Annotated in this window: 18 protein-coding genes; 10 read left to right on the forward strand and 8 right to left on the reverse strand. The window is 45.8% G+C overall.

Annotated features, from left to right (window positions below; genetic code table 11):
* The first annotated feature begins 37 nt into the window (after positions 1-37).
* From IQ257_RS08715 to IQ257_RS08730, 4 genes are all read left to right on the forward strand, one after another.
* Complete coding sequence (locus IQ257_RS08715; protein WP_193877540.1) at positions 38-886, forward strand: DHH family phosphoesterase; 849 nt, start codon at positions 38-40, stop codon at positions 884-886.
* Between the two features lie 63 nt (positions 887-949).
* A complete protein-coding gene (locus tag IQ257_RS08720) occupies positions 950-2,923 on the forward strand; it encodes a hypothetical protein (RefSeq protein ID WP_193876585.1) in 1,974 nt (657 codons plus the stop codon).
* A 435-nt stretch (positions 2,924-3,358) separates the two neighbouring features.
* Complete coding sequence (locus IQ257_RS08725; RefSeq protein ID WP_193876583.1) at positions 3,359-3,625, forward strand: hypothetical protein; 267 nt, start codon at positions 3,359-3,361, stop codon at positions 3,623-3,625.
* A gap of 138 nt (positions 3,626-3,763) precedes the next feature.
* Complete coding sequence (locus tag IQ257_RS08730; RefSeq protein WP_193876581.1) at positions 3,764-4,654, forward strand: hypothetical protein; 891 nt, start codon at positions 3,764-3,766, stop codon at positions 4,652-4,654.
* A gap of 58 nt (positions 4,655-4,712) precedes the next feature.
* Here IQ257_RS08730 and IQ257_RS08735 read toward each other — a convergent pair whose 3' ends face one another.
* The 5 genes from IQ257_RS08735 to IQ257_RS08755 form a co-directional block, all read right to left on the reverse strand.
* Positions 4,713-4,889, reverse strand: a complete 177-nt coding sequence (locus IQ257_RS08735; protein ID WP_228060544.1) for a TIGR03032 family protein — start codon at positions 4,887-4,889, stop codon at positions 4,713-4,715.
* A gap of 256 nt (positions 4,890-5,145) precedes the next feature.
* The gene (locus tag IQ257_RS08740; protein ID WP_193876579.1) at positions 5,146-6,789 is read right to left on the reverse strand and encodes a CHAT domain-containing protein; all 1,644 of its coding nucleotides are present in this window, start codon (positions 6,787-6,789) and stop codon (positions 5,146-5,148) included.
* Positions 6,790-7,408: 619 nt separating this feature from the next.
* Positions 7,409-10,186 (reverse strand): PAS domain S-box protein, encoded by a 2,778-nt coding sequence (locus IQ257_RS08745; protein WP_193876575.1) that lies wholly within the window; start codon positions 10,184-10,186, stop codon positions 7,409-7,411.
* A gap of 799 nt (positions 10,187-10,985) precedes the next feature.
* A complete protein-coding gene (locus IQ257_RS08750) occupies positions 10,986-11,516 on the reverse strand; it encodes a hypothetical protein (protein WP_193876573.1) in 531 nt (176 codons plus the stop codon).
* Between the two features lie 697 nt (positions 11,517-12,213).
* Complete coding sequence (locus IQ257_RS08755; RefSeq protein WP_193876571.1) at positions 12,214-13,323, reverse strand: FHA domain-containing protein; 1,110 nt, start codon at positions 13,321-13,323, stop codon at positions 12,214-12,216.
* A gap of 526 nt (positions 13,324-13,849) precedes the next feature.
* Between IQ257_RS08755 and IQ257_RS08760 the strand changes: the two genes are divergently transcribed.
* From IQ257_RS08760 to IQ257_RS08770, 3 genes are all read left to right on the forward strand, one after another.
* Positions 13,850-15,538 (forward strand): filamentous hemagglutinin N-terminal domain-containing protein, encoded by a 1,689-nt coding sequence (locus IQ257_RS08760; protein WP_193876569.1) that lies wholly within the window; start codon positions 13,850-13,852, stop codon positions 15,536-15,538.
* Positions 15,539-15,814: 276 nt separating this feature from the next.
* Positions 15,815-16,264, forward strand: a complete 450-nt coding sequence (locus tag IQ257_RS08765) for a Spy/CpxP family protein refolding chaperone (RefSeq protein WP_193876567.1) — start codon at positions 15,815-15,817, stop codon at positions 16,262-16,264.
* Between the two features lie 79 nt (positions 16,265-16,343).
* Positions 16,344-18,107 carry a ShlB/FhaC/HecB family hemolysin secretion/activation protein gene (locus tag IQ257_RS08770; protein ID WP_193876565.1) on the forward strand — a complete coding sequence of 588 codons (1,764 nt, stop codon included), beginning with the start codon at positions 16,344-16,346 and terminating at the stop codon, positions 18,105-18,107.
* A gap of 123 nt (positions 18,108-18,230) precedes the next feature.
* Here the strand turns inward: IQ257_RS08770 and IQ257_RS08775 are convergent, their stop codons facing one another.
* Together IQ257_RS08775 and IQ257_RS08780 are read right to left on the reverse strand one after the other, a co-directional pair.
* Entirely contained in the window at positions 18,231-19,043 is an 813-nt protein-coding gene (locus tag IQ257_RS08775; protein WP_193876563.1) for a molybdenum cofactor guanylyltransferase, read from the reverse strand.
* 597 nt (positions 19,044-19,640) lie between these two features.
* Positions 19,641-20,297: a DUF3386 domain-containing protein gene (locus IQ257_RS08780; protein WP_193876561.1), complete on the reverse strand. Its 657-nt coding sequence runs from the start codon at positions 20,295-20,297 to the stop codon at positions 19,641-19,643.
* A 163-nt stretch (positions 20,298-20,460) separates the two neighbouring features.
* Between IQ257_RS08780 and IQ257_RS08785 the strand changes: the two genes are divergently transcribed.
* Positions 20,461-21,174: a helix-turn-helix transcriptional regulator gene (locus IQ257_RS08785; protein ID WP_193876559.1), complete on the forward strand. Its 714-nt coding sequence runs from the start codon at positions 20,461-20,463 to the stop codon at positions 21,172-21,174.
* Between the two features lie 10 nt (positions 21,175-21,184).
* Here the strand turns inward: IQ257_RS08785 and IQ257_RS08790 are convergent, their stop codons facing one another.
* Positions 21,185-21,646, reverse strand: a complete 462-nt coding sequence (locus IQ257_RS08790) for a helix-turn-helix domain-containing protein (protein WP_193876558.1) — start codon at positions 21,644-21,646, stop codon at positions 21,185-21,187.
* Positions 21,647-21,844: 198 nt separating this feature from the next.
* Between IQ257_RS08790 and IQ257_RS08795 the strand changes: the two genes are divergently transcribed.
* Together IQ257_RS08795 and IQ257_RS08800 are read left to right on the forward strand one after the other, a co-directional pair.
* Positions 21,845-22,585 (forward strand): cytochrome c biogenesis protein CcdA, encoded by a 741-nt coding sequence (locus tag IQ257_RS08795; RefSeq protein WP_193876556.1) that lies wholly within the window; start codon positions 21,845-21,847, stop codon positions 22,583-22,585.
* A gap of 8 nt (positions 22,586-22,593) precedes the next feature.
* Positions 22,594-23,985: a cytochrome c biogenesis protein gene (locus IQ257_RS08800; RefSeq protein ID WP_193876554.1), complete on the forward strand. Its 1,392-nt coding sequence runs from the start codon at positions 22,594-22,596 to the stop codon at positions 23,983-23,985.
* Position 23,986 lies beyond the last annotated feature (1 nt).

Raw genomic sequence — 23,986 nt, forward strand, 5'->3', positions numbered from 1 at the left:
AGAAAATGATAACTATTCACATGAACAGAATAAAATTATGACCCATTCCAAGATTTACATTCTCTATCACGCTAACTGTTATGACGGATTTGGTGCAGCTTGGGCAGCTTGGAAAGCGCTCAATAACCAAGCTGACTATATTCCAGTCAAACATGGAGAGCCACCGCCTCAACTAGAACCTGGCTCCACTGTTTACATTCTCGACTTTAGCTATAATCGTTTCACCTTAGAAAAAATGGGCAAACAAGTGCAACAAGTGACGGTTTTAGACCATCACAAAACGGCACAAGAAGCCCTAGCCGTCTTTGAATCTAAAAATTTAGAAACCTTCTTACTTAACAAAAATGCTGTGCGAGCTACCTTCGACATGGAAAAGTCAGGAGCCATTTTAAGTTGGGAATACTTTCACAGCCAGACAGTTCCACCCCCAGAGTTTTTATTATACATCCAAGACCGGGATTTATGGCAATTTAAACTAGAAGATAGTCGAGAAGTAACGAGTGCATTACGGGCTTATCCCCTAGAGTTTCAGGTATGGGATGAATTGGCCAATGCGGAAGGAATCACCACTCTGAGAACGGAAGGAAAAATTATTTTAAAGTTAACGAATCAAATCGTTGAACGGATATGCAAGCAGGTACAGTGGCGGGAAATTGGAGGCTATAGGATTCCCTGCGTGAATGCTACTGTCTTCTGTTCAGAAGTGGGAAATCGCCTGTGCCAGTTATACCCCGATGCCCCCTTCTCCGCTTACTATCTAGATGGAAAAAATGGTAAGCGCCATTGGGGTTTGCGCTCTGTTGGTGATTTTGATGTTAGTGCCATTGCCAAGCAGTATGGGGGGGGAGGGCATAAAAATGCTGCTGGGTTTGTAGAATCTTTTTAGGGGAGCGGGGGAGAGATGGGGAGTAGGAACTAAGGAAGTAATTACTAATTACTAATATTACAAATGAAACACCTTACTATTTTTCGTTACTCATTCGCAATTTCTCTCCTAACCTTCGCCGTTCTTGGCTGTGCATCCCGATTTATTTCCACCCTACCCGCCCAAGAAACGCAACAAGATAACACCTCTACAGATAAACTGATTCGGGTTGAGCCATTACCTGTAGCTCAAGAATATAAAAACTTCTGGACTTCCGAATTAGAAGCCGGATTTTGGCAGCGGGCTAATGAGGTAATTCCCTACTTTGCAGGTGAAGGGTACGGCAATACTACCGGCGAAAATGAAAAGCGGTCTTATCCCTATGCCATGTTTGATTTTCTGGCAGGTAATCGTGAGAAAGCGCTAGAGCTTCTGCAATCGGCAGATGCTCAAGCCAGTGATAATCAACATACTAACGGCATTGATTACTACTATTCCTTTACTCTGAAAGGACAAATTAGAAAATATTTCTTTTTCGGCAAATTTCTCGACCCAGCATACAAAAAACAAATGTTTGAGGGTGCCAAAAAGTGGACGGAAAAAGACCCCCTCAATCGCCCTCACCCTATCTATGGCAACGGTGATGACAGTGGTGATGGCTGGGGTCCTAACGTGCGGGGTGGCTGGGTGGATGGGCGCAATACCGACAACTTGCGGGCAATGCGAGAGGTAGCGGTTTATCTGATGGCAGAGGAAACGGGCAATGAAGAAACTAGACGGCTGTACAAGCAGAAACTTCAGCGCTATGTCTGGGCACTTTATAACATTGGTATGGGTGAATGGGACTCAGAAACCTATCACGGTCATACCTTTGCCGCATACCTGAACCTTTACGATTTTGCCAAAGACCCAGAGGTGAAAAAATTAGGGAAAGCGGCATTAGATTGGCTCTCAGCAGCAGCAGCGGTGAAATATTACCGAGGGGGTTTTGGCGGACCGAATAAGCGCGACCAAGGACCCAGCAACGTTGTGTATGGTGCCGATGCCGCCCGGATGTTCTGGCTTTACTTTGGCGATGTCACCTCTCCCAACCCCGAACCCGAACGAGATTTAATTCACGCCATTACCAGTGCCTACCGTCCCCCACTAGCAGTTGTAGCACTAGCACGAAAGCAGTTTGAAAAGCCCGTTGAACTGTTAGCCACTAAACCCATCTACGAAAATTGGAAACCTGGAGGTGAAGACCGACCTGCCTATTGGGAAACCACTTTTTTCGGTCATACTTACCAAATGGGCAGCATCGCTGGAGAGTTCGGTGATGGTGATGTCGCACCGTTTAAGTTGATGGCGTACAACTCGCAACGGGGTGTCGATTATTTTGTGGCGAATACCGGGGGCGATCGCGTCCGACCTGGAAAAAACCCAGGCGACCAAATTGGGCAATACCGTAATGGGTTGCTCTGGTTACGACCTGCATCAGATAATTCGTTTTTCTTCCAGTTACCCAAGACGGCTAAGGCTGAGATTGAAGAGGGTATTTGGTTCTTTGAGTTAGAGAAAACATGGCTAGCTGTTCATCCAATTAATCTCAGTTTTTACGTTAATGTTGACATCCCGGATGAGAAATTTGCTAAGTTTTACAGTCAGGAACAAACCCTGAAAGCCATTACACCAAGAAGTGGCTACGCTGGCTTTGCCTTGGAAGTGGGAGAACCGCAGTCTCACGGGAGTTATGAGGCATTTAAAGAAGCCGTTAAAGCTAAAAGTCAGTTAGATTTGAGTGATAGTTCAACGGGTACAGTACAGTTTACTGGGGCAATGGGTAATCGCCTCAAACTTACTCACAATTCTCCAAATGAATTACCAAGGCTGACTCGTAACGGTGTTGAACATGACTGGTTTAACCACTTTGAACTCTACAAGCCTTCTGACGGCAAAGCACCGATTTCTTTGGGTTGGAAAACGGGGACGCTGCGTGTGGAAGCGGAAGGGTCAACCTTTGAAGCGACTGTTGGTGAAGATAGGAAAGCACGTTTTGCGCCTAATACGGGTCGATAAATGGCTACTTTTACCGAAACCCTGAAACGGTTTGAGTTAGTGCGATCGCATCTGTGAATAGCTTTTATGAAGTTTGTGTGAAGTAAAGTCCTCTCCAGAGCAAGAACTTCATTATAACTTTTTTTGATGAGTCGAACGTATTTACGTCGTTACCAGGCGTTAATAAATAAATATTAATGTACATATAGCTATAAAAGTGTTTTTAATAAAAGTGATGCTTGGCTGATTTTACCTCTATCAGAGCTTTAGGGAATTTGTTGCGTTAACTTTACATTGTAATAAGTGTTTACAACTATAAATATTCATAAAAAGTAACTTATTAAAGATTTCATGAAGACGATTTTTGTTGGATTTTTTCCTGGGAATCAATAGTACTCTGACTTCTGGGTGAAACCGGATTATGAACTTTTCAAAGATACTTTAGGGAATAGGTAAATGGCTACTTTTACAGTTACAAACCTTTTTGACTCAGGGATGGGCAGTCTGCGTAATGCCATCTCTGATGCTAACGCCCAAGCGGGTACAGATGAGATTTTCTTTGACATCAGCAGTTTTCCCAGCACCATCACCCTTACGACTGGAGAGCTTAATATTACTGATTCGGTAAATATTCTCAAACCCGGCGCTAATCTGCGGAGTGTTAGCAGGAATAACAACTCCCGCATCTTTAACATTGCGGCATCTGAAGTCGCGGGACAGTAACTAACAGCACTATTTATTACTGGCAACACAGCAAAAGGTGCTATCAACCCCAACTCCTGCTGCTACTACTACGGCGACATTAGCAGAGGCATCGGCTTTTTTTCTGAACGAGTTGTACCAAAAATTCACCGAGGACTGATGTTGAAAATGATACGACTAATCAAGCTATTTACATTCGCTACGCTAGGTTCTGTATCTGCTCTACTATCAACAACGTCAAAAGTTCAAGCTATAACCATTATTCGCAATTTTACCGGGGGAAGCTCCCCCATAAATGCGACAGGAGGAGGCAACTTAGTTGATGTCTTCAATGCTGCTGCCGACTTGTGGGAAAAGGCTATTCTGGATGACCATACTTTAACAATTAACTATAGCTGGACTCCACTCAGCCGTTTTTTAGGAACCTACAGTCCTCGCCGTCGAGGTGGAATTCCTTCCCGTGATATAGAAGGCATCATTCGCTTTGACAACGATGGTTCTAGTCGCTGGTTTCTAGATCCTACTCCCAATCAGAACGAGGAATATTTGGCATTTACAGAGTTTACGCAGAACCTAGGGGGAGGTGATGTCAATACTGGACGCATCTACAGCAATGCCGTTGGTGACGCTATTGGTCGATTTGATTTGTTTACTGTCGCCTTGCACGAAATCGGACACGGGTTAGGAATTCTCAACTCGGGTTCAGGTTTTCGCGCCGACACAAGATTTGATAACGATATTGATGTCGAGACACCACGCCCTTTCTCCGGTACAGAGATACCAACCACAACTCTAAACGGAGGACACATCAATATTTCCACAGCGGTGATGTGGCCTTTTATACCGAGTAGTGGGAGAAAAATCCTTTCTGCGGTTGACATTCTTGGAAGCGGTGAAACCAGTGAGTTTAACAATCTCAATCTCAACCCGCAACAAACTCCCCCTAGTCCCAGACCCATTCCCGAACCATCTTCTACGTTAGGTTTCTTGGCTTTTAGTGCTTTTGGTGTAGGTTCAGTGCTAAAGCGCAAACAGGAGCCAGAGGCTTAACTCGGATTTTTCACAAAGCAGCTTGGTTGCAGCGGTTTTGTTAGTCGCCAAGCAGCACTCAAAGTCGAGGGTACAGAGACAAGAAAAACGGGTAGAAGATGTGGAAGTGAGTATTAATGTGTTCTCCATCAGCGCGGAGGACAATTAGTTTACCCCCTTGGTAGGTATAGACGACGAGGGAAATCCCCAATTGAGTTAGGATTTGGGGGAAGTTGGTGGTATGAACGCTCCGCATGGGCTCGTCCTTTGCTGGTGTTTGGGGAAAACCTGTCATTGGATAGATAAGTTTTGGATTGAGGGTAAGTAAGTAGGTGGGAATAAACTAAGCTATGTTGCTAAATGTGAAGATGGCTGAAATCTTTACCAAGGACAAATGACCAATGACCAATGACCAATGACGACCTTCACCTGTTAACTTTAATTGTGCCGACCTACTTATTGCTTTCCTAAGAAATAGCTATTCATCCGATTATCCACCCATAACTAACCAGTCACGACTCCCCAATCAATGTAAATGCTGCCCAATCCCGCAAAGCAGGATGTTTTTCCCTCGTTGCCAACATCGCCTGCCGCAACGCTTGGGCTTTGTCAGGATTTTGCTGGAGAAGGCGATAAAATTCCGTCATCAAGAAGGCTGTCGGTGAATCGGGAATTGACCAAAGAGAGACGATCGCACTAGAGACACCCGATAAAATGAGAGAGGTAGACAACCCAACGAATCCATCCCCCGTGACACGCCCACGCCCAGTATTGCAAGCACTCAAAACCACTAATTCGGCGGTGAGTTTTAAATCCAAAATTTCTTTTGCCGTTAGCCAACCGTTATCCGTACTCGTCGGTGCAAAAGCCACCCCACTGTCTAATCCCTGCTTTTCATTTAATATGCCGTGAGTCGCTAGATGAATCACTCGTGAAGAAAGCATTTGCTCAACGATGGTTGGTTTCGTCGCCACTTTGCCTGTAATTGCTTGGGTTTTGACAAGAGCGGCAATCGCTTCTGCTTCCCGTTCTGCTTGCGGTAGCGGGGAAAACTCAGAAGGCATTGGGGTAGGATTACCCACTACTAACCATTCTTCAACGGATTCTGGGATGCGTTGCCTAGCTTGATGGGTTAAATCCAGTGCTATTATCGCAGGAGCCGTCAAAATCGTGTGTTTTTCGAGCAAGTATTTCCCGGACTCATCTTGGAGAGGAGCAAAGGGAATCATCAACAAAGCTTGTTGAGGAATGAAGATAACATGAGCGTCTGGATCAGTGGGTAATTGGTCAGCAATTGGCTCGATTAAAACTTGATACAGTTGCTGAAAGGGTCGAACCTCTCCGCCCTCAAAACTATCAACACCCCACAGTAATGTACCCAGAGATTGACGAATACTGCCCACATACTCAGCCAGTGTCGTCGTTTCTTTCCGCCATAGCAGTTTCAGATCGCTTTTGCGAAAGGTTATTTCACCAGTCGGCTGAATCACCCAAATATAAAGTTCTGATTCCTGAGCCTGACCGAGTTCAGTAGAATACTCGTCAATAATAGAATATTCCACCAGTGTAGAATTGTGCGCTTTGGCAATGTCTTGAATCTGCTCAATCGTCGGTGGAGTAATAGTCAATGCCGCATTAGGAACTTTCGGGGAACGAGCCGCCAACAATTCCAACAATGCTCTAGCCCGACTCCGCTCTGCAATTTCTAAAGCGGCATCACTTTTGTTCTGGGCGATTAGGACTTTTTGCAAAAGGCGGTAGGTAGTAGCCTCGGTTTCCAAGATTGATAGTGAATCAGCATCATTTTCATCCAATCCAGGTGGTAAGGATTCCCAAACCCGAATGCCCTCGCCCAATGTTTGTTCAGCCTCTTCTAGCTGATTGTCTTGATATAGAGCTAGCCCTCGATTATTCAATGACTGAACCTTATTTAAGCGATCGCTTATATCCAGATCGAGAGTCAATACCGACGAGTTTGACTGTACGATGGCATCAACTTCCTGGGGGGGCAACGGCTGAATATCTTGGTACTCTACTCTAGGGATATTGGTTGAAAGGCTTGTTGAGAATGACGCTGTTTGAGCGAGCAGCAACGGTGTTGAAATAACCACGAAGAACGTGATGAGGGCAATAAGTCCAGTTTTCTGAAGTCGCATGACTGATACCCTGGTAGATGAAGGACAGATCAAAAAAGCAGTACTATCGATTCCCTGATTTCACCGAATAATAATAAAATCTTATCACATCTACAATGAACTTAAACCATTGCCGTTGCCTGTTTTCTGCTATTTACCCCGATAATTAATAAACGAGAGAAATTAATTGCCAACACAGGTAATTAAGAACAGTAGGGAGCAGAGGTAAAAATATGGTTGACTGCTTGGTAATAAGCCTGTTGAGCGCTCTAGTTTGCATCTGTTTGCCTAGAACCTTGATGGAGACTAGCTTGATTGTTAACCGTTTGGGTTTGAAGCTGAATAGCACTCAACTGAAGGTTAATCAACAGCTTGCTTCTACCTCAACCAGTAGGATTGAAGCGGGAAGTATTTCGTAGGCAGGATAAGGGTTGCTGGGGAGTAGGCTTTTGCCGTGAGCATCAGCGTTCGACACTTCGAGAAGCCTCAGTGAACACTGAGCGTCTCCGCCCTGAGCCCTTCGGCAAGCTTAGGGTAAGACCTGTCGAAGGGTCACGCCGAAGTCCGAACGGGAGTAGGGAACGATACCTACTTTTCAATCCAAACTCCTAAACTTTTAAAATTTTGTTATGATTCTGGGTCAAGTTTGATGCAGGGGCAACGTAAACCAGAACGTTGTACCGCTCCCAGGAGAACTAATCGCACCAATTTTGCCTCCGTGGGCTGCGAGAATTTGACGACAGAGGTACAACCCCAAACCAACACCACTCAACTGGCGAGCGGAAGCCCCTCGATAGTAGAGTTCAAAAAGGGGATCGCACTGCGCTTGCTCCATGCCCACTCCATTGTCTGCGATCGCACAACGAACTTTCCCCCCTTCTACCTTAGTGCTAATAGTGAGGTTAATTCCGGGTGGGTTGTGTTTCATGGCATTGGCAATCAAATTCTCAAACACCCGCCACAGTTGAGCCGCATCAGCCCTTACCAATGGCAAGTCCTCTGGCACTAAATTCTCCAGAGTTACTTGATTTTTCCGTAACAACGGCTCCACCTCAGCAACCACATCCCGAACAAATTGACCTAAGGATAGGGGTTCTAACTGACAGGAAATGCCGTGTCGTTCGCTAGCGTGAACTTCAAGCAGAGAATTAATCAGGTTAAGTTGGCGATCGCTACTCTGAACCATTCGCTCTAAAATAGAACGAGGTACTAGGATTGTTCTTTGTCCTGGGTTCGACAAAGAATCGCTGACCGATGGCAAAGAAGTATTGAGCAAATTCTTCAATACCATTAACATCCCCATTACAGGTGTGCGCAGGTCATGAGATACGGCGTGCAAGAAAACATCTTTTAATTGGTTAATTTCTTGCAGTTCTTGCATTTTTTGCTGAAGTTGAGCAGTGCGTTCCTCCACTTGGCATTCTAAACTGGCATTGAGTACCGATAGCTGCTGATACAGTCGCCCTTGCTTGATGGCAATCGCCACTTGAGTCGCCAAACTTCGCAGCAACTCAACTTCCAACGGTTGCCAGCGACGGGGACTGCTACATTGGTGAGCAACCAACATACCGTACATTTGGTCATCCACAACAATAGAAACACCCAAAGCGGCTTTAATTTGAAATTGTTTTAAAAATTCAGCGCGTTCGGGTGTTTTATCCTCAACTAAACGGATATCTTCAATAATCTGGGCATCGGTTTGCTCAAACAGCGAGTTCAGTTCCTGCAAGTAGCTATCCCCCTTAACGGTTAAGCCCAGACAGGAGCGCCATTGAGAGTCTACCGATTCAGCTATTACCTTCCCCTGCATTTCTCCATCCATGTAGGCGATTGCAACTCGGTCAGCTTGCAGGAATTGGCGGACTTCTTGTACGGTCGTATTGAGAATTTCATCTAAATCGAGGGATTGCCGAATGCGAGCAGCAATTTCTGCCAATAAGCTATCGCGTTGGGCAGCGTCCCGCAATTGGGCTTCCGCTCGCTTGCGCTCGGTAATATTATTGCTAAGTGCCAGGAGGCAGGGTTCATCCCCAAGGGTAATAATTTCTGCTGATAACAAACCCACTCGAATTTCACCCGACTTGGTGCGGAACTCAAACTCCTCGTTATCAATCGCTCCATGCTGCTGCAAATGTTGTACCATGCGATCGCGGTCTTCGGGATGAACCCAGATATTCAACTCCTCAACCGTCCGACCGATTACCTCTTCACGTTCATAGCCTAAATACTGCAACAGCGTTTCATTCACCTCCAGGTAGCGCCCCTCTGCTAAGGTACTGATTGTCATCGAGTTGGGGCAACAGCGAAAGGCTTTGGCAAACTTCTCCTCGCTAAACCGTAATGCCTCTTCCGTGCGCTTGAGTTCGGTAATATCAACGCCAACGCAGACAGCCGCCCCACCTTGAAGGTATTTCTGAGCAACCAACAAATAGTGCCGTGAAATACCGTTAACCGGGGTTTCTAGTTCTATAGAAGCTTCCCGCTCAGGACTAGCAAAAAACTGGGTGATAAATGCCTTAAACCCTGCTGCCGAATTCCTAAAGCCCAACTCCTCACCGATAAAATCCTCCGGTGATAGTTGGAACATCTCAGCCAGGTAGCGGTTAACCCCCTCATACTTCAAATCAGAGCGAATCCAAGAAACGCACCCCGGCACTGCATCTAAAACCGCTTGCATCTGACCTTTAGCCGCTTGTAAGGATGCAATTAACTGCTGTTCTTTTTCCCTCCCTCGTTGGCGTTCGGCAATTTCTTGGCGCAACTGCTCGTTCGCCTGGGTTAAAGCCGCCGTTCGCTCTGCAACTCGATGCTCTAATTCTTCGTTGGCAACTTCCAGTGCTGCCTGAGTAAGATAGCGTTCGGTGATATCATTGCCGATGCAGAGGATACCGCTAACCTTACCCCTAGGGTCGAAAATAGCTTTATTCGTCCAAGCCACCCAAACTCGACTGCCATCACGACGGATATTTTCGTTTTCATGATAGCGGTACTGCTCCGGCTGTTGAACGATATCTTGGATCAGAGTCGTCAGATTTCTGCCAGAGGTTTCTGTTTCTGGGATAATACTGCCGTTTGCCGAACATCCCAAGATTTCTGCTTCCGAATAACCGAAGAAGGTTTGGGCAAACTCGTTAAAAAAAGTAATGCTGCCTTGAATGTCTAAGCGCAAAATAATGCTATTGGCATTTTCAACCAGTTCTCGATACTTAGCTTCGCTCTCTCGCAGGGCGTGTTCTACCTGCTTTCGGTAAGCAATTTCACACCGCAGTTGCTTGTTAATTTGCTTTAATTCGGCCGTACTTTCCTGGATTTGGCTTTCTACTTGACTCTCAGCTTGTGGTGAGGTGGAGCTGAATTGAACAGGGAGCGAGGCAATAGAGGTATTTACCCCATCTCCAGGTGAGGGGCTGCTAGTCACACCCTGGCTTCCTATTATTGCAGTCAATAGTTGTTTGAGCTTTTTATACATGGGCTTTGTCCCAATCGGGGTTCCCCACTGCTGAGTCGTGACAATCAACTATCGTCTCACTTTTCGTTGACAATTTTACCTGGGGTTCGGGGGGTAATACCCAGGCGCATCTCTCAGCAGTATGATAAACAGGAATTAGCTGGGCTGTATAGTTCTACGATCGCTCCCTCTCAATAATTAACCCACCGTCTCTCGGTGGGCTAAAGTTTCTATGATATTCCATGGGGAAGATGGGTAGAAGAGTCACATCTCCCAGCTCCCCAGCTCCCCAGCTCCCTACTCCCTACTCCCTGAAATCCAGGGCTTTATACTTCACCAGACAGAGAAACGTTACACCTTACTATGCCAGGGTTTTGCGAGTTCTATTGGGGAGAATCCAACACAACAGGGGAGATAATACTGTGGAGAAAATAAAAACAATCAAGATAAACCATAAAACTTGGCTCAGTTCAGCAGTCATTGTCATAACCTCATAATTTAATTGAACCAAGGTGCTTTCCGCCTCGGTTCTACTTCAATTGTATCTATCTGTCTTCGGAAGAACTGATAATAATTTTAGAGTATGGTAAAGATTTCCTCCCTTTTTATGAAGGGATTACCCTTGAGCATCTTCAATGGCGTGTAGGGGTGAGAGTGCAAAAATGGTTTTAGGACACGGCAATGCCGTGTCCCTACAGTAACTAATAATGAGTAAGCGATCGCATCAAATTCTCCCCTTCAATGCACAGCCATCAAACTGTACTCTTGATTAGAAGCGGTAGCCTGCACCCCCTTGGAAACTGAGAGCATCAGCGGGGCTATTTTGATAAGCGTCAATACCCCATTTGGCATCACCGTAGACAACAATATTCCGCCCAAATTGAGCTTCACCACCTACGGTGACAACAGGAGCATCATTATTACCTAGAGGAGTAGGTTCTCCATCTTTCTCAACGAAACTATAGCCAGCACCAACATAAAGGTTGGCGTTATTGGTGACAGGAACGTCATAGGAAACTATGGGCATAATTGCGCTCGTGTCATCGCTGAACAGGACAGCACCACGCAGAGAAACAGGAGCTTTTGAAGTGGTAATTCTACCTTGAATGTTACCGCCAAAAGTAGCAGCATCACCATCTTGTCCGCCATTAGCGACACCGGCTGATACTCCAGCACCAATATAGTTTGCATCTGTTCCAGTTGGTTTCGCTGAAGCCATATCAGCAGATAGTAAAACTGGAGCGATCGCCGTAGCAGCTAAAGCAGAAAGAGTAACAACAGATTTGATTGTAGGTTTCATGATTACTTGCCTCAAGGGTTAGGGTGTAGTGTTGCGTTGTTATTTTTAAAGTCGTTGAAAAGAAACAAAAGGTTCCAATTGATTGGATATTTTTTTAAGCGATAAGCTTCACCCTATTGAATGAGGTCAAGATGGATATTGTAAGCTAGGATTTTATTTCTTGAGAAAATAATTTTATAATAGAATTCAATACTGTTATGATTAGTACTATATTAAAATTGAGTCAATTAGCCGTTTTTAGCTAACACTAAAACATAAAACTATGACTAACCAGTAGACTGTTATTTAACTGTCACATGATTATTCAAACTAAAAGATTCATGTCAAATTCGGGTTGCACATCGCCCTCATCCTCTAGCCCGCACAGGCGGAATTTGTTCCTATAGCCGCGACTTTTAGTTGTCAGCCATAAAACCAGATTTGGTATCATCGCTAAAAGCAACCCATGACTGCTTACCAATAAATAACTCCAGACAATAAGTCGTTGCTTTTGTTCCCAGGTTAGGTCTGAAAGCAAAATTTGAATCTACATCAATACAGATGTAGAGACGTTATAGCGGTTCTCATACTGATGAAGTACAGCCCTCACCCCCAACCCCTCTCCCTTGGGGAGAGGGGAGCCGAGCTATTCTCTTCGTGTCCCCAAGGGTGAGGGCTTTCGGGGTAACTGCTCACAAGTTTTGTCAGTCAACCAGCTCTACTCCTGTTCCAGCATCCATTCCTGAATGCCGACGCGGATGACATCCCCAGAATTCAGCCAACAGGGTTGATTGGGTGCTAGTCGCTCTCCGTTTACGAAGGTGCCATTGGAACTACCCACATCAATAACTTGGTATCGACGATTGCCCTGTAGGTCAGTTTGTCGGACAATACGGGCGTGGTGGCGGGAGGATAAGCCATCGTCGAGGACGAGGGTGTTGCTGGGTTCCCGTCCAATGGTGCAGGGGGTGGCTGATAAGATGAAAATTGCACCGGATAAGCGGTGTATTAGACGGGCTACGGTTTCCCCTGTATTGTCAGCAATAATAGTGGGAGCAAGTAGGGGTTTCTTTTTCCCTGGCAGTTCGACTTGAGTCGGCAATTCTCCGGCTATAGCATTGGCATCTAAGGTAGCGCCGAAAGCAGGGGTATTGGCGTTGGGTTTAGAACTGGAGACAATATTCACCTGCTGCACGGGGGGAGGAGGTATTACGGGGCGACCGGCTTCAGCAATTTGCATTTTCAGTGCCGCTTGCTGTTCAGCTTCCTGGCGAGCGCTCATTCCTTCCACTTGACGAATAATTCCGCGAGTTTGGGGGAAGCTGATATCGCCGACTCGCACATCTTCTAGGGCAAACCCCAAGGCGTAGGATACTTCGGCATGGTTGAGCAAGTACTGGCGGACTTGTACCCGTCCCTGATTGAGCAACTGTTCTACCGATAGTTGCCCCACTGCCACACCTAGACTATCTTTAACGGCGCTAGTGAGGGCGGCAATGGGTTCGGATAGTTCCAGTGCGACTCGTTTGGCATCGACAACCTGATACATCACGTTCAGGGAGATATTGAGGAGGTATTGGTCGCGGGATAGGAAGTCTCCCTGAGAGATAATCTCTAGGTTGCGAATCTTTGTATCAACTAAAACCAGTTCGCATTTTTCAAAGAAGGGGACAGCAAAACTGAAGTGACGCCCCGGCTTCAACTTCCGCACAAGCTGACCGTTTTTGACCAAAAGCCCCGCACAGCCTGCCCCGATGAAGTCCATGCTCAACCCGACCCAGCGCTCTGGGTTCAGCGTTTGAATAAGAGGGGAAGCGTTACCAGACATCGTTGCTTTCGTAGGGGTGATGGGAAGGGATGTACTTATAAGACTAGCAAAGGTTGATTATGACCTTTCTATATAACAACACTTCATATTCTCACCCAATGGGTATAAATCCGGATTAGGGCAGATGCGATCGCCTGCCTACTTATGATATAATACCGGGCGGTTGCTATTAACCCTGGTATTAGCAAGACACCAAAGCACTCTTCCCCGTAGCGGAATAGCCCTACAGCACCACAACCTTTTGCTTGGTGACGTTTACAAATTGAATCAATTCCTCAACTTTGTTTGTCAAAATGTTTGTCAAAACAAACAATTTATAGGGCGACAAACGAAATAATTAGTTATATTTTTTAATTTAAAATCTGTTAAGAGTATTGAAGTTATTGATCTAGAAACTTAACCAGCGATCGCCTATCAATCCATCAAAAGTAACGATTAATACTTGACGACGAAGTAAAGCAATAACTATAATTGATCCATAATTAAACCTGATAGCTGAAAGCTCTACTGAATTGAGGAATTCAGGATGTCAAACCTCAAGAAACTCGGATTTTCCATTTCAATTGCTACAGCCTTACTTTCTCTAGGCGTTGGCAATAAACCAACTTCAGCCCAATCGATAAAGATTGCGCCTGATGGGGCGGGAACGATTGTTACCCAAGACGGTCAGGAGTTTATCATTGATGGCGGCCTACTTTCTGGAGATGGGAGCAATCTTTTCCACAGCTTTGAGAAATTTGGTTTGAGTCAAGAAGAAACCGCCAACTTCCTCTCCAACCCGCAAATTCGCAACATTTTAGGTCGGGTTGTTGGTGGAGAAGCGTCCCTGATTAATGGGCTAATTCAGGTTACGGGTGGGAACTCTAACCTCTTTTTGATGAACCCTGCTGGAATTGTCTTTGGAGATAATGCTAGTTTAAATGTTCCGGCTGCTTTTACCGCCACGACAGCTAGTAGTATCGGCTTTGAGGGCGGTCAGTTTAACGCCGTTGGTGACAATAGTTATAACACGCTCATGGGTTCTCCCACTAATTTTTCCTTTGCCATGGAACAGCCAGGGAGCATTGTTAATGCAGGGGATTTGGCTGTGGGTGAGGGGCAAAGTTTGACGGTTGCTGCTGGACAAGTAATTAATACAGGGACGTTCTCTGCACCAGGGGGAAATATTACTGTTGCCTCTGTGCCCGGAACCAGTCAGGTGGTGATTAACCAAGACGGAATGGCGCTGGGTTTAAAGCTGGATGTGGCACAGTTTAATGATAACGGGATTGGTGATATCTCTCCTGCAAGTCTGGCGCAGTTAGTCACAGGTGGAACTCTCATTCCAGCCACAGAAATTCAAGTTGATGATCAGGGTCAAGTCTGGTTAACAGCTTCAAATCAGCCAATTCCGACAGAAAGTGGAACGGCTGTTGTTTCTGGAACTTTTGATGCTTCTAAGATGCTCTTTTTAGGAGAGCGCGTGACTTTAGTTGATGTAGAAATTTCTAAATTACTGATTGAGGCGATTGGAGGACCGATTGAGGTGATTGGAGAACTGATTATTGTTGGTTCTGTTGCTCCTGGAACTAATCCAGAAACTCCAAACACTGATACTTCTGGGGAGACTCCTGGAGGAGTAATTGTTATAGATTCCGGAACAACAGATACTCTTGAGCCTGGAACCGATACAGACACTCCAGACACGGGTAGTGAGACGGATAGCCCTGGAGAGACTCCTGAAACTGATGCTGACACCTCTGACTCCGACACGGCAAATTCTGGAACTAATACAACGGATACAAAAATCATTGGAGACAATGGGAGAACCATCAATATTGGTTCGACGGATTCGTCAATTAGTCCAGTTGTCAATAATGTTGTTAATCCAGCCATACAATCGATTAATAGAACCTCGCCAAGTCTACCACTGACACTTCAGCCCAGCGAAGTTGACCCGATACTTGAATGGACAGGTAATATCGTACAAGATTCACTAAGGGCAAATAACTTCAACAGAAATAGAGGACTAGAGGCGATGGTAAACACTCAACGCCACTGGGATAATTTCCTGGAAGCGGTGAAGACTAAGGATGCTATTGGTATAACACACCAACGGATATCTGATGCCGTCATTAATCAAATGCAAACTGATATAGGACAAGAAATCAATCCAAGATATTGTTCTAGCGCCAGAAATGGGGTTGATTGCGAAGAAGAAAAAGTAAATCCCTGATGTTTTGGGGATAAATTGATTTCTTCTAGAGTATTGATCAATAAAAAATCAATTTATTGTAGGGTGGGTTAGGCGGATACTTCATCAGGAAGATAACGTTTTAATCGGGTGTCCGCCGTAACCCACCAATACTATCATTTGCCCACAATTAAGTAGAATGGGGCTGAAATTTTGGCTACGGTATATCAAGGGTTTTGGCAATCCAAAAATGCTTAATATCAGTGCCATTCCAATTAAGTATAAGCCAGCCATAATTTTCTGAGGTAAAAAATAATTATGTGGCTACGTCATATTTCTGCAATCACAATCTTAGCTTTTACCCTAACTCCTGCTAACGCTTTAGCTGAATCCAAACCTATCCCACGCCAGTCGCAAGCCCAAAGGATAGAGACGTACACGCCGCCTGATCCCTCGCAAATCGTAGAACAATTAGGATTAACCGAGGAACAAATTGCTCAACTTAATCAAATCCGCCGCCAATTTAGTCCCTTAATTGAACCCCTCTACGAGGAATGGAACGAAGCGCAACAAGAACTAGAAACATTAATCGTCAGCGCCGACGCCTCAGAAACTCAGGTGCGCCAAAAGTACGATGATGTTGAAGGGTTAAGATCGCAAATTTCCCAGTTGCAATTTGAGCGGAGAATGGCGATACGAGAGATATTAAAACCTGAGCAACGTCTTCCTTTTGAGGAATATATACAACGATTTGCGGATAATTCGTAAAAGAAAAGCAAAAAAAGACTTTCACGGGCAATTTTGACTTGAATTAGCATAACTCAAGACAGGGTGTAAGAGAAGTGAGATGATACAAACTAAATTATTACTCATTGGGGGGTTTACCCTGATTTCAACACTCGAACAGGGTTACGCTTTGGCAAATCCTCCCCTAACTTTACCCGAACACATCGAACATTTTCCTGCCTTTAAATTCGCCCAACAACCCAACCCCAACGAAGACCGTTTTCTCCAACCCACTCCCGAACCCGTCCCTTCTGAACCCGCTGAAACCGAACCTGTTTTACCCACTCGTGAAGAACCGATTCAACCGCCCCCTTCTGAACCAACCGAAACGACAATAAATGTTAGCAGTATCGAAGTCGTTGGCAGTACTGTTTTTGGTGCAGAAGAGTTCAATCCGATTATTGAACCCTTGGAAGGACGCACTGTTACGATCCAAGAACTTCAGAATGCCACGGATGCGATCGCACAACTTTATCGTGATGCTGGATACTTTACCTCGACAGCAATTTTACCGCAACAAGAAGTAACCGATGGCGTTGTCACGATTCAGGTGATTGAAGGGCGTTTAGCAGAAATTCAGATAGACGGAACCGAACGACTTAAGCCAAGCTACATCCGTAAACGGATTCAATCCGCCACCAGTACTCCCCTACGTGTTGATGAACTCGAAGAGCAATTGCGACTGTTGAGAACCAATCCCCTTTTTGACACCCTAAACGCCACTTTAGAAGCGGGTGCGGAAGCGGGTGAAAGTATTCTCGTGGTGCAAGTTGAAGAAGCAAATCCGTTCTATGGAAACGTCAGTATTGATAACTATTCCCCCCCTAGTATTGGTTCAGAACGCTTAGGGTTTCAACTCGGTTATCGCAATCTTATCGGAATTGGCGATACGCTTTCTGGTGCTTATTACCGTTCCACCACAGGCGGTTCTGATTTATTTGACTTCAGCTATCGGGTTCCCCTGAATGCGAAAGACGGCACTCTGCAACTGCGTACCGTTATTGACAGAAATGAAATTACCGAAGAACCCTTTGATGCTCTCAATATCGAAGGGGAAACCGAACTTTATGAAGTTAGTTTTCGTCAACCGTTAATTCGTACCCTACGAGAAGAATTTGCCCTATCTTTAGGGTTTAGTTACCGAGATGGTCAAACCTTTATTTTTGACCGCCTACCCACTCCCTTTGGGATTGGACCCGATGAAGATGGGGTGAGTCGCACCAGTGTCTTCCGCTTTGGACAAGACTATTTGAAACGGGATATCCAGGGTGCATGGAGTTTGCGATCGCAATTTAGCATCGGCACTGGCTTATTTGACGCCACGACTAATGATTCACCCATTCCAGATAGTCGCTTTTTTAGTTGGTTGGGTCAAGTGCAACGGGTACAAATTCTGGGCGAGAATCATCTATTAATTATTGATGCCAACTTGCAACTCACCCCAGATTCTCTCCTCGCTTCTGAACAATTTGTAATCGGTGGCGGACAAACGCTGCGAGGGTACAGGCAAAACGCCCGTTCTGGGGACAACGGTTTTCGCTTCTCTGTTGAAGATCGGATTACACTGGAACGCAATCAAAACGGACTACCTACGTTTCAACTTGCGCCCTTTGTCGATTTAGGCGCGGTTTGGAATCATCCCGATAATCCCAATGACCAACCCGATCAGACATTCTTAGCCAGTGTAGGATTAGGATTACTTTGGGAACCTATCCCCAACTTAAATCTCCGCCTCGACTATGGGATTCCCTTTGTAGATTTGGATGATCGCGGCGAAAATGCTCAAGATGAGGGGTTTCACTTTAGTGTAAGCTATCAGTTTTAATGAGTAGATCGGCACGGGTTAAAGTTAACGGGTAAAGGTCGTCATTTGTCCTTAGTCAGGGTTTGGGGCATCTTTGCGTTTGGCAACTTAGTTCGGCTTATTCCCGCCTATCTATTTAGTGAGTCAAAGAGAGGCACCCAACTCCTCTGGAGTATTGCAGTTAAACAAGATTTTGCGATCGCTCACAGACAGTTCCCTGACTCGATGCTGCGCCAACCAATCCTGAAACGAGCGCCCCCCCTGATTAATATACTGAGTCAACAGGGGCTGAGATTGGCGTCGGTAAAACCCACACAGGGGTTCCCATCCTTTTGGGTGTCGCGGCAACACAGCAATAGTATCGTTAGATGTCTTGGGTAATTCCTTCGCCCAAGTTTGCAAAACCTTGGTTTGCAAGTGAGGCATATCGCAAGCCAACAGAAGCACCCAATGGGTTTTTACCCGTTTTAGTCCCTCTGCAAATCCTAACAGAGGACCTTGGGATGGGGTTTCTCCAAGAGGAGGAACTTCCCGAATAACTTGACACCGAGTTGGGATAACGTCCTGATATCGTTCCAGCCAGGGGGTAACTACAAATACCTCATCGGTGCAGTTGAGGGCAACGTCGCAAACCTGTCGTAGTAACGGCACACCCTGAAACGGTATTAAAGCTTTGTCCTGCCCCATGCGAGAACTCTGTCCCCCTGCTAAGACTATTGCCGAAAAGGATATAGCCGTCTCCATTGTCACAGCGGATAATTCATCAGCTAGCCTCAACCGCCCTCGCTTTACCGCCCGCAGTAGTCTATCGATAATAAATCTCTCTTCGTTACCTAATTCGTCCTCTAATAACGCTGCCATCAGTCCGTAGCGATCAGCTTTAGTCATGTAGCCAGAACTGGTGGCTTGGGCAAATAGTTCCGAGAGAGCGCCAGGAAGAAGAATTGGACACCGCATACACTACTGTCACTAAACTCGCTTTTCTTAATATTCCTCAAAACTCACAGGGATACCGTGACAGAGTTGCGAGCATCTTGTGATTTAGATCACTTCATAAATCCGAGTGCGATCGCTCCTCTTGTAGAATAGACATTACCTACTCCACACACCAACCCTCCCCCAATCAACCTTCGCAATACCCACCAACCAAAGATGTTTCACGAAAACAAAACCCCATTTTTTTGAATATATTCGATTAAACTTACCCTACTCCATTCCAAAAACAGCCCTAGTCAAACCTGAGACGAGTGAATCGGCTTTTTATGGGGCAAAATGAGTAAAGATGTTGAGTGGGTACTGCGGAATTTTGCTGCTAATCCTTAAGTGTATCAAAAAATAGCTTCGTTGGGTAACGCTTACGCTCACGGCAGAAGCCAGTTGCAATTAGCTGTTTGACCCCTACCCCTCCCCTAACAGGAGAGGGGTGTAAGATCGAATGCTCCCCCTTCCAAGAACCAAAGTTTTTCCTTTTCCCTCTCAAGAGTAGGAGAGGGTTAGGGAGAAGTAGGAAGCAGGCTGGGGAGTTAGGTTTTCCTTTCTTGCCAACCCCATCATTTATTTTTTGGCAGACTCTAAGAGTTCCACATTCGAGAAGATAAACTCCTGAACAGACGTTTTCCCTTCTGTCTCAGTGCGAACTTCTCGGCGTGTCAGGATTACATAATCCCCTACCTTCTCATAATCATCCTCAAACACACTCTTACCCCCCTTTTGTTCGCCCGTTTTGGGGTCGTGGTAGACAGAATCGTAACGGTGAGAGAGATAACCTTCCCCTGTTTTGTGAGAGCTAAAGGTATCAATGGTGACTACAACGCCATGAATATGACGGTGGACATGGCATACTTCATTATCCCGGACTTTGTAGTTATCACCTTCAGCTTTACCCCCCATTAAGATTTCCACAGCACCGGTTTCATCGGTTTCCCCAAAGGAAAAGGTGTTCTTGCCGTGGGTTTCTTCAAAGGTGCGACGGACGCGGTGAATTGAGGTTTCCCATAGCTGAGAGTGAATGGCTTGCTTGGCTTCTTCGTCGTCTACCTCAAAGACTTCAGCCTTCATATCTGGGTTGACGCGAACTTTGCCTGTGAAAACTTGCTCATCCTGCTTAAACGTAATGTCTGCGGTGTAGCCAGGGAAGTTCTTATCCCAGGTGTAGCGGTTTTCATAAGCTGCCCGAAAGAAATCACGAGCGGATGTTTGTATGGCTACCATGGGTCTCTCCTATTGTTTTGGTGAGCTTTTTCGTTGCTGTAAACTAGCATAGTAGGGAGTACTTAAACCCGTATAGACCCCAAGTGGGTACACTACCGTCTTGAAACTAGGGAGTGGGGAGTGGGAAAAAAGATTTTCGTAGTTCATGGTGCTTAATCGGTTAATGACCAATTCTCTACATACCCTCTTTCAAGCGATCGCAGATGCTCGTGATGAGCAGGAACTCCGCCTGCACCTGATGGATGCATTAGGTAAGCATTTTGACGCGCAGTATTGGGGGTTGTGTTTGCTGAATGAGGAATCCCAATCGGCTGAAGTGCAAATGCAAGGGGGATCGGATTCTGATGGGTTTGTCGAGCGCTACAATAAACTCGGTCGCCGAATCGATCCAGTACTGCGCTATGTTATTGAACACCATGCTCCGGCACATGAAGCCCTAGTACTCTCTCCAGAAGTTTGGAAACAATCGGAACTGTACCAGAATTGTTACGCTCACTATGACCACGAGCATATCATGATGGGTCCAATTATTAGTGGGGGTCGTCTGATGGGTGGTGTTTATTTTGCTCGTGCCAGTGAGGAACCCGCCTTTGATTACAAGGACTTAGCTGACTTGACGGGACTGTGCCTACATTTATCATCCCGTTTAGCAACCTTGCGATCGCAACCCCCAAAACCGAAGTCCCTGGCAGGAAGTTGCCTGACTCCACGGGAACGGGAAATTGCTGAGTTAGTTGCCAAGGGCTTGACAAATGCACAAATTGGTGCTGAACTCTGGATTACTCAAAATTCCGTGAAGCAAGCATTGAAACGGATGTTTAGGAAGTTGAATGTGTCAGCGCGTGCTGAATTGGTGGCGCGGTTGCAAAACAGCTAGAGTGACTGCATCACGACTTAATTTTACTGCCAGGGGACATATTATCAAGTTTCAAATTAAATTGTAGTTGATAACGAACGACCGAGTGTACAACCTTGTAAGAGGCTTCAACTCCCAGATTAGTTTCCAACCAGATTTTAATATCGTTGTAACTGGTAAACTGCGTTGAAGTGAGTTCTTGACGCAGACGTTCCACAGCCCAATCTGGTAGAGATGGAGGACGTCCGGGGCTCTTTTGCACACGCAGCAAACCCGTTAAACCCTCCTGACGGTAGTGTCGCAACCATCGCTGCACAGTTGTCCGCGCCCTGCCCAAAACTAGGGCTAGGTGTTGTATGGTTTCAACTTGTCCTGTTTTGAGAAGATACAAGGCTTGAATTCGTTCCTTGCCCTGAGCCGTTTTTTGTTTAGCGAGTAGAGTATGCAGTGTTTCGGGGGATTCGGTAATGTTGATTTTTAGGACACCAGACATATCAGGGATTTAACGATAAAAGTTTATGTTTTAATCTGTACCATACTTAAAGTGAAATACGAGAACGGCACCAGACGGATAGATTACAGTCTGGGGTTATTGGCTGATAAAGTTCCGCACCGATCCCCCATTCCTGAAAGCAAGTCCCTATTGCGTTAAAATGCAAGCAAAACGGGCATTCCAGGATTTACCAGCCGCATGATCGAAACACTGCAAATTCAAATTTACGAACTCGAACAATTTGCCAAGCACCTTGTAGACAATCAACTAACACACCTCAGCGGATTGAGTATCGGCATTATTTTTGCGGCTGGGTTGCTGACTAGCCTGACCCCTTGTATGCTATCCATGCTGCCAATCACCATTGGCTATATCGGCGGCTACGAAACCCAAAACCGTAAAGAAGCGGCGACTCAGTCCACTTGGTTTGCACTGGGATTAGCAACAACACTAGCAGGGTTAGGAATTCTAGCGGCATCGGTGGGGCGAGTTTATGGTCAAATTGGACTCGGTTTACCTATAGTCGTCAGCTTGATTGCGATTATTATGGGGCTGAACTTGCTGGAAGCCTTGCCCTTACAATTACCTTCCTTTGGGGGGATGGAGTGGATTTCCCAAGACTGGCCCCAAGGAGTGCGTTCTTATCTGTTGGGTTTGACATTTGGTTTAGTCGCTTCCCCTTGCAGTACTCCGGTTTTAGCGGCGATTCTAAGTTGGGTTGCTACCACGCAGGATTTGCTTTTAGGTGGCATTTTGCTGCTATCCTACACAGCAGGTTATGTTGTCCCTTTGATTGTGGCAGGAACCTTTACGGCTTCAATCAAGAAGTTATTGGAGTTGCGCCAGTGGTCGAGTTGGATTACTCCCGCTAGTGGTGCTTTATTAGTGGGATTTGGTGTTTTTTCTTTACTGTCTCGAATTCCTGCCGGAATTTTTTAAAAAATAAAATGACTTTAGAAGATTCTTCTTTAACCCAGATGGGACGTCTGTTCCGACGTAAACTGCTGTCAGTACTAGCGGATTTGCGACTAGCGATCGTGCTGTTGTTGGCGATCGCTCTTTTTAGCATCAGCGGTACGGTACTTGAACAAGGTCAATCCCTGGCGTTCTATCAAGGGAATTATCCAGAACATCCAGCCCTCTTTGGTTTCCTAAGCTGGAAAGTTATCGTAGTGCTGGGACTAGACCACGTATACCGCACTTGGTGGTTTTTGTCAATTCTTATCTTGTTTGGCAGTAGCCTCACTGCCTGTACCTTCACCCGTCAGTTTCCCGCCCTCAAAGCGGCACGCCGCTGGAAGTATTACACCGAACCCCGCCAGTTTCAGAAACTTGCCCTTAGTGCTGAACTGGAAACGGGTTCTATTGATTCCTTATCTAAATTGCTGCAAGAACGCCGCTATCGTGTGTTTCGAGAAGGAGATACCCTCTATGCCCGTAAGGGAATTATCGGGCGTATTGGTCCGATTGTTGTCCATGCCAGTATGCTGATTATCCTGGCAGGAGCAATTTTGGGAGCCATGACTGGATTTATCGCTCAAGAACTGGTTCCTAGTGGCGAAACCTTTCAAGTGCAAAATATTATTGATGCAGGTCCTTGGGCAAAGCCGAAAATTCTTAAAGATTGGTCAGTACGAGTGAATCGCTTCTGGATTGATTACACGCCAGAAGGAGGAATTGACCAATTTTACTCCGACTTATCGGTTCTGGATGATCAAGAACAGGAAGTTGACAAACAAACCATCTACGTTAACAAACCCCTGCGTTATAAAGGGGTTACGTTCTACCAAACGGACTGGGGAATTGCTGGCGTGCAAGTGCAGTTGAACAACAGTCCTATTTTCCAGCTACCCATGGCACAACTCGATACGGGGGGTAAAGGGCGTATTTGGGGAACGTGGGTGCCGATAAAACCGGATTTGAGTGAAGGAGTCTCGGTGCTGGCAAAAGACTTGCAGGGAATTCTACTAGTGTACGATACCACGGGTAAGTTGGTTTCTACTGTGCGTCCAGGAATGGCAACCCAAGTCAATGGTATTACTCTGCGCATTAAGGATATTATTGGTAGCACGGGCTTACAAATCAAAGCTGACCCAGGTATTCCGATGGTTTATACAGGCTTTGGTTTGTTGATGGTGGGGGTAATTATGAGCTATGTTTCCCATTCTCAGATTTGGGCATTGCAAAAAGGCGATCGCTTTTATGCTGGTGGCAGAACTAACCGTGCTCAAGTTGCCTTTGAGCGCGAAGTGATAGAGATTTTAGATCGGTTGAGCGGAAAAAATCCGTCAGTAGAGGTTCCTGCTGTAGCTAGAGAATCCCTTGCTAGTCAGAGTTAAT

It is taken from the genome of Coleofasciculus sp. LEGE 07092 (genome assembly GCF_015207375.1).
Taxonomy (GTDB): domain Bacteria; phylum Cyanobacteriota; class Cyanobacteriia; order Cyanobacteriales; family Coleofasciculaceae; genus LEGE-07092.